The following is a 12,446-nucleotide window of genomic DNA, read 5'->3' as shown; positions in this document are numbered from 1 at the left end:
CTAATTAGACATTATCTTCTTAAATATAAATATCCATTTAATGGTTTTGGATAATCAGGGTCATTTAGATATAAAATGTAGTAATACGTTCCGCTTGCTGCTTCATTATTTCCCATTGTATTTTCTGAATACCCATTCCAATCAGGTTTGTTGTTGTTTCCAGTCCATAATAATCTTCCCCATCGGTTATAAATTTCCAATTTAAAATTGATAAAAATGTCTCGTAATCCTTCAATAAAAAAGAAATCATTTTGCCCATCATTATCTGGTGAAACAGCATTATAAACTATCGGTTCGCAATTTTTTGTGAGTAAGTCAAAAGTAGTTAAACTATAACAACCATTTTGTTGATCATCAATTCTTACCCATATTTTTTTCGGAGTTTGTAATGCTTCAAAATTATTTAATAAAAGTATTTGATTCGTAAAATTCAACGCATCTATTTCTGAATTATAGAAGGTGCTTAGATGTCCAGAATTAGTTTTTACACTTCCTTCATACTCAGAAAAATCGAAAATACCTTTTGTGAATCCTAAATTACAACTCACAATGTCATCAAGCGGATTGAAATTTGGAGAAGCTAAAAGTTGAATGGGTAAAGAAAACAAGTTATTTGTATCTGATATTTCATTTACAATTCCTGTTCCATTTCCAGTATCATCAACATTTGCAATTAAGTTAAATTGCAATGGGATATTTGTTGGAATTGTTACTGTAATAGTTCCTGTTTCTAATCCGTCAATTGGAATGACATTTTGCGTAAAAGCGGAACCAATTACGACATTATCAGCGTAAAAAGTAATTGGTGTATTGGCGGGTAAACTAGCTGTAGCATTATTGTTAGTTACTATGTAATTGATTTGAAGTTGCCTTACATTACAACTTAAAGTTGGAGCTGGAAAAGTAATTCGAGCATCTGGTAACTGGCTGTTTAATTTTGTTACAATAGCATTAATCATTACATAATCTTGACCTGATGTTAGTTGAATTAACGCCGAAGTATCACCAACATTTATATTGTTTTGTATGTTATATATATCCAAATCCATATTATATAATTGATTGGAATTGGTAATGGAATTCGTGCCGTTAAAAGCATTATTTGCTGGATTTAAAGGCGGATTACTAATAATATTTCCATTAATTCGTAATGTTTCATTCACTTGAATTCCAGAATCGCCTTCCCAAGCTAAAAACCCAATTTTCGCATCTACATTATCAATTACATTTAAAGCGTTAAGTGTAACATCTAGATTATTTTGTAATTGCGATACCACTTGTAAACCATCGTACACATTTAATTGATTTAAAGGTAAAGAAGTGTTTTTATATACTACAATTAGTGCCCATCCCGCAAAATTAGTTCTGTTTTGAGCATGAAGTGGTAAGAAACTACTTACATCTAAATCGGAAAGGGTGTAGGTGCCATTTCCAGTGGCTTGTACTTGTGTGGTAACATTTGCAAATGCACTAAAAAAATTAAAGGATTGACCTTGAGTTAATGTATTTGAAAACGTTCGGGTAGCAAGTACATCTGTACCATTTAGTTTGACATTAAAGTCGCCAGTTCCACAGCCTGCCCAATATAAATAGGCACTTTCTATAACATCATTGGTAGTTAAAGCCAAAGTAGCGGAAGATGAAGTTAAAACCGCTGGAGTAGTTTGAAATGAATTTTCAACAGGATTTAGTGTGTTTCCAACAAAAGTAAAGTCATATCTCCCATTAAATTGGCTGTATAAACCAATATTTTGAGAAAATGAAAATTGTAAGAAAAACACAAAAAACACAAGTGATTTTTTCATCAATAGGTTTTAAAATTTAATATTTATGCTTAATAATTTTACCAAAGTAATAAATTTTACTAATTTCCCCAAAGATTTATGAAGTGAAATTTCTATTTTTCATAATTAGAATGCTAAAAAACAATAATGAATACGTTTAAAATAATAAAATATACTTCGGAATATTATAATTTATGGAATGACTTTGTAGCAAAAGCTAAAAATGCTACTTTTTTGTTTCATAGAGATTTTATGGAATATCATTCGGATAGATTTGTAGATTACTCGTTGCTTATTTTTGATGAAAAAGAAAATTTAATCGCACTTTTACCAGCAAATAAAGTTGGAAATGAACTTTTTTCACATCAAGGTTTAACTTATGGTGGATTAGTTTTAGATTCAAATTGCAAACTTGCAGATGTAATACAATTAAATTATCAGCTACTGAACTATTTATTTGATGCTGAAATTATTAAACTTCATCTAAAGATAATCCCAACTATTTATAATTTATTTCCAGCAGATGAAATGGAATATATTTCCTTTTTATTACAAGCCAAATTAACCAGAAGAGATGCTATTGCTATTGTAGAATTAGCAAATAAAATTGTGCCTTCTCGTGTTCGAAAAAGAGGTATAGAAACCGGTGAAAAACATCAGTTAAAAATTATTGAAGAAACCTCTTTTGATTTGTTTTGGAACGAACTATTACTTCCAAATTTAGCACAAAAATATCAAACAAAACCCATACATTCTTTAGAAGAAATATTGTATTTAAAGTCTAAATTTCCTGAATTAATTAGGCAATTCAATGTGTATTTTGAAAATAAAATTGTTGGTGGTGTAACCGTTTTTGTTACTAAAAATGTAGTGCATCCCCAATATATTTCAGGAAATAAAGCATTTAATACTAAATATGGCGGTTTAGATTTTTTATATAATCACTTAATTAACAACGTTTTTAATGATTATAAGTATTTTGATTTTGGTATTTCTAATGAAAATAATGGTTTACAATTAAACGAAAGTTTACATTATTGGAAAGAATCCTTTGGCGCAAGAACAATTGTTCAAAATTTTTATGAAATTGAAACTAAAAATTATGTAAAATTAAATCAGGTTTTAATATGATAAAATTTTTAGATTTACATAAATTGAATAAACCATTTGAGACTCAATTTTTAGCTAAAACCAAATCGTTTTTAGATAACGGTTGGTATGTTTTAGGTGAAGAAGTAAAACAATTTGAACAAAGTTTTGCAACATTTTCTAATTCAAAGCATTGTATTGGCGTTGGAAACGGATTAGATGCTTTAGTATTAATTTTAAAAGCAAATATTCATCTAGGAAATTTACAAAAAGGCGATGAAGTTCTTGTTCCAGCTAATACGTATATAGCTTCTGTTTTGTCAATTTTGCAAGCCGATTTAATTCCTGTTTTTGTAGAACCAACTATTGAAACGTACAATATTGATCCCAATTTAATTGAGGAAAAAATTACATCAAAAACTAAGGCCATTTTGGTAGTTCATTTATATGGTCAATTGGCTGAAATGGATAAAATTAATGCTATTTGTGAGTCAAATAATTTACTTATAATTGAAGATGCTGCTCAAGCACACGGATTAACTTTTAATGGAAATCACACAAGAGCTTTTAGCTTTTATCCAGGAAAAAATTTAGGTGCTTTAGGCGATGGTGGAGCGATAACAACCAATGATGATGTATTAGCAGAAGTATTATTTTCTCTTAGAAATTATGGTTCGAGTTCAAAATATAAAAATGATTTTATTGGAGTAAATTCTAGATTAGACGAATTACAAGCCGCTTTTTTAAATATCAAGTTGCCACACTTAAATACTGAAAACGAGACACGAAAAAAAATAGCAAAACGTTATTTGTCAGAAATTAATAACAATAAAATTGATTTGCCAATTTGTAACAATTTCAATAATCATGTTTTTCATTTATTTGTAATTCGTACAGAAAACAGAGACAAGTTGCAAGAATATTTAAATTCTTACGGAATACAAACCGTAATTCATTATCCAATTCCGCCTCATAAACAAAAAGCATTACAAGAATTTAATCATTTGAGCTTGCCAATAACAGAAAAAATTCATCAAGAAGTGCTTAGTTTACCAATGAGTTCCGTATTAACAGATGAAGAAATCACGCATGTTATTATTACTTTAAATTCCTATTAATTGTCTGAAATTAAAAAAATAATTCAACAACCTTTATTCAAAATTACTTCTTTGAATAGTATTCATATTTTGTTGAAATTAATTTTCGGTTTCATTACCTCCAAAGCCTTAGCTCTTTTTGTTGGTGCAAACGGAATGGCATATGTAGGAAATTTTAGAGCCTTTTTAAATGTAGTTGAAAATTTTTCTTTACTCGGAATTCAGAATGCGATTATAAAGTATGTATCTGAATATCAGAATGATAAAATAAAATTGAAATCGATTTTAGCCACTTTTGGATTGTTGCTTTTAGTTTCTTCATTGTGTATTAGTTTGATATTAATTTTTGGTGCTAGTTATCTTTCTAAACAACTATTTAATCATTCTGAAATATATGGTTTTTTGTTTTATGTTTTGGCTATTTTATTTCCGTTATATGTTTTTTCAACGTATTGTATTTCAGTAGTTAATGGCTTTCAAAAATATAAAAATGTAATTTATATTCAGATTATTTCAAGTGGTATTGCATTACTTTTTTCTTTGTTTTTAATCTATTATTATTCCACATTTGGCGCATTAGTTTCCTTAGTTTTGGCACCAGTTTTCGTGTTTTTTGTTTGTTTATTTTTTCTTAAAAATATTATTTCAATTTCTGATGTTTTTTCCTTTCAAAACTTTAATTTTTCAGTTGTTAAAAACGTATCAGAATATGTGTTAATGGCATTGGTTTCAGGTGTTATTGGTTCTTTCGTATTATTGGAAATTCGAACCGATATTATTAGTATAACGGGATTACAAAATGCAGGAATTTATGAAGGTTTACAACGGATTTCCTCGTATTATTTATTGTTCGTTTCTTCAATAATGACTATTTATTTTTACCCAAAATTAGCAGAAACGAATTCAAATAATAAAGATATTGTTTTGTATTATTTAAAAACGATTATTCCACTTTTCACTATTGGTTTAGTAATTATTTATTTTTTGCGAAAATTAATAATTCAAGTTTTGTTTTCTTCAGAATTTGAGACTATGGAATCGTTATTTCTTTGGCAATTACTAGGTGATTTATTAAAAGCGATTTCTTTAATTTTTGGAACCATATTAATTGCAAAAAAACAGACTAAAGTTTTTATTATTACTGAAATTATTTCTTTGTTTATCCTATATTTTTCATCAAATTGGATGTTGCACACTGTTGGAATAAGCGGAATAGTAATGGCTCATACCTTTACTTATTTTATGTATTTGTTAGTTTTAGTAATTTATTTTAGAAAAGAATTACGATGAAAGTTACTATAATCATTCCATTTTATAACGAAGAAAAAAGAATTGTTTTAGAAAGTTTTCATCAAATTTTCAAGAATACTTCACAGTATGATTTTATTTTAGTTGATGATGGAAGCACTGACAATACTAATACTATTTTAGGCGAATTCAAAAACAAATTTCCAAACTTAACTATTTTAAAATTAGATAAAAATATTGGAAAAGCAGAAGCCATTCGTGCGGCTGTTTTATCTATTTCTAATACTGATTTTATTGCGTATTACGATGCGGATTTAGCTACACCTTTTTCAGAATTAGATAAATTAATTCAATTTTCAATTCAGAATCCAAATTATAAGATGATAATGGGCGCTAGAATTAAACTAATTGGAAACGGAGTAAAACGCTCATTAACACGACATTATTTTGGTCGTATTTTTGCAACAATTGTCAGTCAGTTTGTATTGAAAGTTTCTGTTTATGACACACAATGTGGTGCAAAAGTTGTTGATTATCAAACAGCTAATCAAATTTTCGCCAAGCCTTTTATTTCTAAATGGTTGTTTGATGTGGAATTGTTGAAACGTTTGCAAAAAAATCATAATTTAAAAGAAGTAGTAAAAGAAATTCCATTAGAAAAATGGGAAGAAATAGGGAGTTCAAAAATTAAACGTACCGATTTTTTTAAAATTCCTTTTGAACTTTTTCAAATTTATAGAAATTAAAAATGAAGCAACATATACTAAATAATAAATATATTTATTTGTTGATATTTTACCTTTTTACGGCAAAAATAATTTTCTACTTTGAATATAATTCGTTTTCTGAAGCGCCAGATAGTTGGGCATTTAATCATTTTGTTACAGAATTAATTAATGATAATTTTAACGATTATGTTGGAGAAAGAACTCCAGGTTATCCCTATTTGATTTATTTACTAAATCATGATAAAATGTTGGTGGTTTTAGTACAAATGTTAATGGGAATTATCACCAGTATTTTATGGTTTAAAACGTTATTAAACCTTAAAATATCTGAAAAAATTTCGTTTTATTGCACGTTATTTTTTGCGTTATACCTTCAACATTTTTTCTATGAAACGTTTATTTTAGCGGAAACATTTATGTTGCTTTTAAATTCGATTATTTTATATATTTTATTGAATAATTATTTCTACAAAAGACAAATTATTGTTGAAATTTGTATGAGTGTCCTACTTGCTATATTAATTTTAGTAAAACCCTTTTTTCTGTTTTATCCATTTTTAATTTTTGCTTTATATCTAATTAAAAATCCTTCTTTGAAAAAAGCAATTTCTGTTAAATTAATTATTTTTATTTTGCCTGCTTACGCTTATTTTTCTTGGTGTAGTTTTGTAGAAGAAAAAATTGGTTACTTTGAACCAACAGCTTATTTTGGTTTAAATTTAGCTCAGAACTGCTTGTTTTTTGCTGAAAAAGGACCAAAAGAATACGATTATATAGCAAAACCTTATGTTAAATATAGAGATGAAATGTTACGTAATGGCGAAGATGCTTCTATGGCCGTCTGGAAAGTATGGGGTGGTCAACATTTAGCATCAAAATACACAAAATTTGCAGACGTGACTCATCAGTTTGGTAACTATGCAAAAGCTACTATTGCTTCTAATTTTGGAGATTATTTGTATTATTCCATTACCCATTCGTGGTTTGATTTTTGGAAGGTTTTTGATGTGAAACCATATATGAATTTTAAAGACAATGCCTTTAATTCAGTCGTTTCTGTTATAAATGCAATTCAGATGGTATTACTTTTTATTTTGAAATTCGTTTTCTTATTTTTAAGTTTTTACTATACGTTTCTCTTTATTAAAAACAAAAAAGTGACTAATGTGATGATTCTTTTAGCTTTTATTCACGCAGCAGCTATTTTACAAGCACTTGTAGTTTATGGTACCAATGCTAAATACGCCTTTCCGTATGAATTTTTTATGTTAGTTGTGGTATTGTTGTTTTTTAAAGAAAAATTTAATTGGACTTCCAAAGCGTCAAATACTTTTGAGCTTGAGTAACATAATGATGTTCTTTATGAATAAATTGAATAGCATTTTGACCAATTCTACTAATTTCAGAAGGATTTTCAATTAAAAAAGATAATTTATCAACTAAATAATCTACATCGGGCAATGCATTTATTGCAACTTCATCTTCTTGTAAATTATAATGATTTAAAAATTCAGTTTCCGCACCAGTAAATACTACTTTACCATTGGCCATGGCTTCTAAAGCATTGAATCCTTGATCAAAACCATACACTTGGTCTAAAATGATATGTGCGTTTTCAAAATGTTTTTGATATTCTGTGTAAGGTATATCTGTAGTAATTTTAACTTCAATCAAATTAGGGTATTTTTCTTGAAGGATAACTAACGCTTTTTCAAAAAAAGAAACACCCTTTGTGTAAGAATTTCCTGAATTTATCCCTAAGAAAATAGAAATTTTTCCAGAAATTGTAGTATCGCTACTTCCAATTTTATCAATATTTATTGGATTTGCAATCATACCTAAATAGTTTTCATTACCAACTAGAGGTGCTACATAATCCAAATCAGATGCTATGACACCAGAACTATTTTTGTATAAAAATTGATGAATTTTTTGATGCGATTTGGTTAAAAAATCAAAATAGTAGTCATATTGTTTTTTTGCTTCTGGAATACTCTCAAAGTAAGGGTTCATAACGGAATACTTGTCTTTTTGCTTAAGCATATGAGAAACGGTCATATAATCTATCCCGCAACACATTAAGAATATTTTATTATTTTGATTAAAAATACGTTTCAATAAAAATAATTCTAATTTAGAAACAGTTTGTATCGGACTTTCATTAATTAACTGCACTACATCAAAGTTTTTCAACTTTTTAGAAACCCACCAAAATCGAATACCGTGTTCTAATAAAGCTAAATCATATTTGAAAATTCTTGCCCAAATTTGTCTTGGAATATTTCCTAATTTCGATTTGAAAAAAGCAGCACGAATACTAATATCTGCAGGATAATTTTTAAATCCATCGCCATTATTCACTAAAATGACTTCGTGACCTAATACCAAAAGTCCTTCTTTTAATGAATTGTGTAACCGACTAAATTCTCCTACAAGTAGTATTTTCATTGTTTTATTTTAATATTTCAAATATAAAGAAAAAACCTATATGTTTTTTGTCATATAGGTTTTAGTCTGATTTCTGAATATCCGAAAATCTAATTTATCTTTTTAACATCAAATGTAATGGCATTTTTTACTTTCTCTTTCAAAATAGCAATATCAATTACTTCTTTCATCGTATCAACATAATGAAAAGTTAAGCCGGCTAAATAATCGGCATTAATTTCTTCAATATCACGTTTGTTTTCTTTACACAAGATGATTTCTTTAATGTTGGCACGTTTGGCAGCCAATATTTTTTCTTTAATTCCACCAACTGGTAACACTTTTCCACGTAAAGTAATTTCACCTGTCATCGCTATATTTTTCTTAATTCTACTTTGTGTAAAACTCGAAACCATTGACGTTAACATCGCAATACCTGCACTTGGCCCGTCTTTTGGCGTAGCACCTTCTGGTACGTGAATGTGAATGTTATATTGGTTTAAAACTTCAGATTCAATGTTTAATTGTTTTGAATTCGCTTTAATATATTCTAACGCAATAGTTACCGATTCTTTCATAACAGTTCCTAAATTTCCTGTCATAGTCATCGCACCTTTTCCTTTAGAAACTAACGATTCAATAAATAAAATATCACCTCCAACAGATGTCCAAGCCAAACCTGTTACTACACCAGCTGTATCGTTATTTTCATATTTATCGCGTTCCATTCTTGGTGATTTTAGTACTTCAAGAATATCAGCATCTGTTACTTTTTTATTATAGTCTTCTTCCATAGCTACAGATTTTGCAGCATGACGTACCATTTGAGCAATCGTTTTATCCAAGCCACGAACACCAGATTCACGTGTATAACCCGTCACGATTTTTTCTAATTGTTTTTTACCAATTTGTAAATCTTTTGTAGTTAACCCGTGTGCTGCCAATTGTTTTGGTAACAAGAAGTTTTTTGCGATTTCAATTTTTTCTTCAATGGTATACCCCGACATATTTATGATTTCCATTCTATCTCTTAACGCAGGTTGAATGGTTGATAAACTGTTAGATGTAGCTATAAACATAACTTTAGAAAGGTCGTAACCTAGTTCTAAGAAATTATCATGGAAATCACTATTTTGTTCTGGATCTAAAACTTCTAATAGGGCAGAAGATGGATCGCCATTATGACTTGAAGATAATTTGTCAATTTCATCTAAAACGAAAACTGGATTAGATGTTTTTGCTTTTTTAATAGATTGAATAATTCTTCCAGGCATCGCCCCAATATAGGTTTTACGATGTCCGCGAATTTCTGCTTCGTCACGTAAACCACCTAATGAAATTCGAACATATTCTCGTCCTAATGCTTCTGCAACCGATTTCCCAATTGATGTTTTACCCACACCTGGAGGTCCGTATAAGCATAAAATTGGCGATTTCATATCGTTTCGCAGTTTCAAAACCGCTAAATGTTCAATAATTCTTTTCTTTACATCATCTAAACCAAAATGGTCTCGGTCTAAAATTTGTTGTGCTTTTTTAAGATCAAATTTATCTTTAGAAAACTCATTCCAAGGTAATTCTAAAAATAAATCTAAATAATTACGCTGTATTCCAAAATCTGGTGAATTTGGATTGGTACGTTGTAATTTGTATATTTCTTTATCAAAATGTTCCGCCGTTTTTGCATCCCATTTCTTACTTTTCCCTTTGTTGCGCATTTCTTCAATTTCAGCATCGTGCGAAACGCCACCCAATTCTTCCTGAATGGTTTTCATTTGTTGCTGTAAGAAATACTCGCGTTGTTGTTGGTCTAAATCAAATCGAACTTTAGATTGAATGTCATTTTTTAACTCCAATTTCTGAAGTTCTAAATTCATATAACGTAAGGTTTCTAAAGCGCGTTCTTTCAAATCTACAATACCTAATAAATATTGCTTATCCGAAACATTTAAATTCATATTTGAAGATACAAAATTGATTAAAAACGGATTACTTTCGATGTTTTTAATAGCAAAAGTAGCTTCTGAAGGTATGTTTGGACTTTCTTTTATGATTTCAATGGCTAAATCTTTTATAGATTCAATTATTGTAGAAAATTCTTCATCTTTTTTATTCGGACGCACTTCATTTACTTCCTTTATTGTAGCTTTAAAGTAAGGCTCAGTTTGAGTAAATTCATTAATTTCGAAACGTTTTTTCCCTTGAAGAATGATTGTTGTATTTCCATCAGGCATTTTCAAAACACGCATAATACGTGCAACAGTTCCCACATGATGAATTTCATCTGAAGTTGGATCTTCGTCAGCTTCATTTTTTTGAGCTACTACGCCAATAATTTTACCAGCCGCATTGGCATCGTTTATTAATTTTATCGATTTATCTCTTCCAGCGGTAATAGGAATAACCACTCCAGGAAATAAAACAGTATTTCTTAAAGGTAAAATTGGTAAATCTGCAGGTAATTCTTCATTATTCATTTCCTCCTCATCTTCCGGAGTCATTAATGGAATTAATTCTGCTTCTGAATCTAATTCTTGAAGCGACAAATTGTCAATCGCAACTATTTTATGGTTTGGCATATCTATTTATAAGTCATTTTGTCATTAAAAAAGGGACGTAAATTTACAACTATTTTTTTTAATCGACGTAAGTCTTAATAAAAACAACATGTACAGATTAATTTACATTTATAGTAGTCAAGATGTATGCCATAAATGGGAATAAAAATTTAGATTTTAAAATTATTTCTTAATTTTTAGTGTTCTAAAAAGTAAAATAACACCAATTATAAAAAACAACACCAAAAATAAAATGGCATTTCGCATACTTCCTGAAATTTGGTTAATGCTACCGTAAAGTAACATTCCAATTACAATTCCAATTTTTTCGGCTACATCATAAAAACTAAAAAAAGAGGTGGTGTCATTTGTTTCTGGCATTAATTTAGAAAAAGTAGAGCGTGAAAGCGATTGAATACCACCCATAACTAAACCCACAATTCCAGCAACCAAGTAAAACTGAATGGGTTCTTTAACAAAAAACGCACCGATACAAATAAATATCCAAACAGAATTGATGCCAATTAACGTTTTAATGTTCCCGAATTTTAAAGCTAATTTTGAAGTTAATACTGCTCCCAAAACCGCAACCAATTGAATCATTAATATACTTACAATTAAGCCTTGTCTTTTTTCATCAGCTGTACCCCAATTTATTTCTTGTTCTCCAAAATAAGTGGCAACAAGCATTACAGTTTGCACTGCCATACTATAGATGAAAAAGGCAATTAAAAACCGTTTTAATACTGCGTCTTTAAAAAATAATTTTTGAACTTTCTTTAATTCATTATATCCATTAAGTACTACTGAAAATGTTAGCGGGTGCTTATTTTTATTTCCTTTTGGTAAATAATAAAAAGTATATTGACTAAATGCAATCCACCAAATTCCTGTAAAAACAAATGATAATTTCATAGCATGAATGGCTTCTTCATCTGTTCTTCCAATAATTAAATACAAACAAATAACAAGTAAAATTACACTGCCAATATAGCCTAATGAAAAACCTTTTGCACTTAATTTATCGTGTTGTTCTGTATAAGCGATATCTGATAAATATGAATTATAGAATACTAAACTTCCCCAAAAACCAACCAATCCAAAATAAAAACAACACATACCAAAAACTATATTTTCCTTAGTAAACCAATATAATCCTATACATGATGCGGCTCCCATGTAACAGAAAAACTGCATAAATCGTTTTTTATTACCTAGATAATCAGCAATTCCTGATAAAATAGGAGATAAAACGGCAACTGTTAAGAAAGCAAAGGCCGTAGTAAAGAAAACCAATGATGTAGCTTTAATTGATGTGCCAACCAATTCAATATTTGGGTTTTCTTTCGTGAATAAAAATCCAAAATATAATGGAAAAATTGATGAAGATATAACTAATGAATATACAGAATTTGCCCAATCATAAAATGCCCAAGCGTTTAATAATTTGCTATTTCCCTTTTGTAGTTGTTGCATCGTTTATAAAATAAAAATCCCGATAAATATCGGGACTAA

Annotated in this window: 9 protein-coding genes; 5 read left to right on the top strand and 4 right to left on the bottom strand. The window is 29.0% G+C overall.

Annotated elements, in window-relative coordinates; translation table 11 throughout:
• Positions 1 to 11: 11 nt before the first annotated feature.
• Entirely contained in the window at positions 12 to 1,805 is a 1,794-nt protein-coding gene (locus ACIQZ1_RS02840; RefSeq protein ID WP_396158870.1) for a gliding motility-associated C-terminal domain-containing protein, read from the bottom strand.
• 126 nt (positions 1,806 to 1,931) lie between these two features.
• On the opposite strand from ACIQZ1_RS02840, the gene ACIQZ1_RS02835 reads away from it, so the two are divergent.
• From ACIQZ1_RS02835 to ACIQZ1_RS02815, 5 genes are read left to right on the top strand one after another with little or no spacing between them, the layout of a single operon-like run.
• Positions 1,932 to 2,915 (top strand): GNAT family N-acetyltransferase, encoded by a 984-nt coding sequence (locus ACIQZ1_RS02835; protein ID WP_396158868.1) that lies wholly within the window; start codon positions 1,932 to 1,934, stop codon positions 2,913 to 2,915.
• A complete protein-coding gene (locus ACIQZ1_RS02830; protein ID WP_396158866.1) occupies positions 2,912 to 3,991 on the top strand; it encodes a DegT/DnrJ/EryC1/StrS family aminotransferase in 1,080 nt (359 codons plus the stop codon). Before ACIQZ1_RS02835 ends, ACIQZ1_RS02830 begins: the two co-directional genes overlap by 4 nt.
• A 51-nt stretch (positions 3,992 to 4,042) precedes the next feature.
• Positions 4,043 to 5,260 (top strand): O-antigen translocase, encoded by a 1,218-nt coding sequence (locus ACIQZ1_RS02825; protein ID WP_396158864.1) that lies wholly within the window; start codon positions 4,043 to 4,045, stop codon positions 5,258 to 5,260.
• Complete coding sequence (locus tag ACIQZ1_RS02820; protein WP_396158862.1) at positions 5,257 to 5,964, top strand: glycosyltransferase; 708 nt, start codon at positions 5,257 to 5,259, stop codon at positions 5,962 to 5,964. Before ACIQZ1_RS02825 ends, ACIQZ1_RS02820 begins: the two co-directional genes overlap by 4 nt.
• A gap of 2 nt (positions 5,965 to 5,966) precedes the next feature.
• Complete coding sequence (locus ACIQZ1_RS02815; protein ID WP_396158860.1) at positions 5,967 to 7,292, top strand: hypothetical protein; 1,326 nt, start codon at positions 5,967 to 5,969, stop codon at positions 7,290 to 7,292.
• On the opposite strand, the gene ACIQZ1_RS02810 is transcribed toward ACIQZ1_RS02815, so the two are convergent.
• The 3 genes from ACIQZ1_RS02810 to ACIQZ1_RS02800 all read right to left on the bottom strand — a co-directional run bounded on the left by ACIQZ1_RS02810 (position 7,249) and on the right by ACIQZ1_RS02800 (position 12,407).
• Positions 7,249 to 8,394, bottom strand: a complete 1,146-nt coding sequence (locus ACIQZ1_RS02810) for a glycosyltransferase (protein WP_396158858.1) — start codon at positions 8,392 to 8,394, stop codon at positions 7,249 to 7,251. The genes ACIQZ1_RS02815 and ACIQZ1_RS02810 overlap by 44 nt on opposite strands.
• Before the next feature lie 89 nt (positions 8,395 to 8,483).
• A complete protein-coding gene (gene lon / locus ACIQZ1_RS02805; RefSeq protein ID WP_396158856.1) occupies positions 8,484 to 10,952 on the bottom strand; it encodes an endopeptidase La in 2,469 nt (822 codons plus the stop codon).
• 162 nt (positions 10,953 to 11,114) lie between these two features.
• Positions 11,115 to 12,407 (bottom strand): MFS transporter, encoded by a 1,293-nt coding sequence (locus ACIQZ1_RS02800; RefSeq protein ID WP_396158854.1) that lies wholly within the window; start codon positions 12,405 to 12,407, stop codon positions 11,115 to 11,117.
• Positions 12,408 to 12,446: the final 39 nt, after the last annotated feature.

The organism is Flavobacterium sp. (assembly GCF_044341185.1).
Lineage (GTDB): Bacteria > Bacteroidota > Bacteroidia > Flavobacteriales > Flavobacteriaceae > Flavobacterium.
Note: the sequence above shows the minus strand (reverse complement) of the source record. Positions and strands in the feature narration are given on the sequence as shown.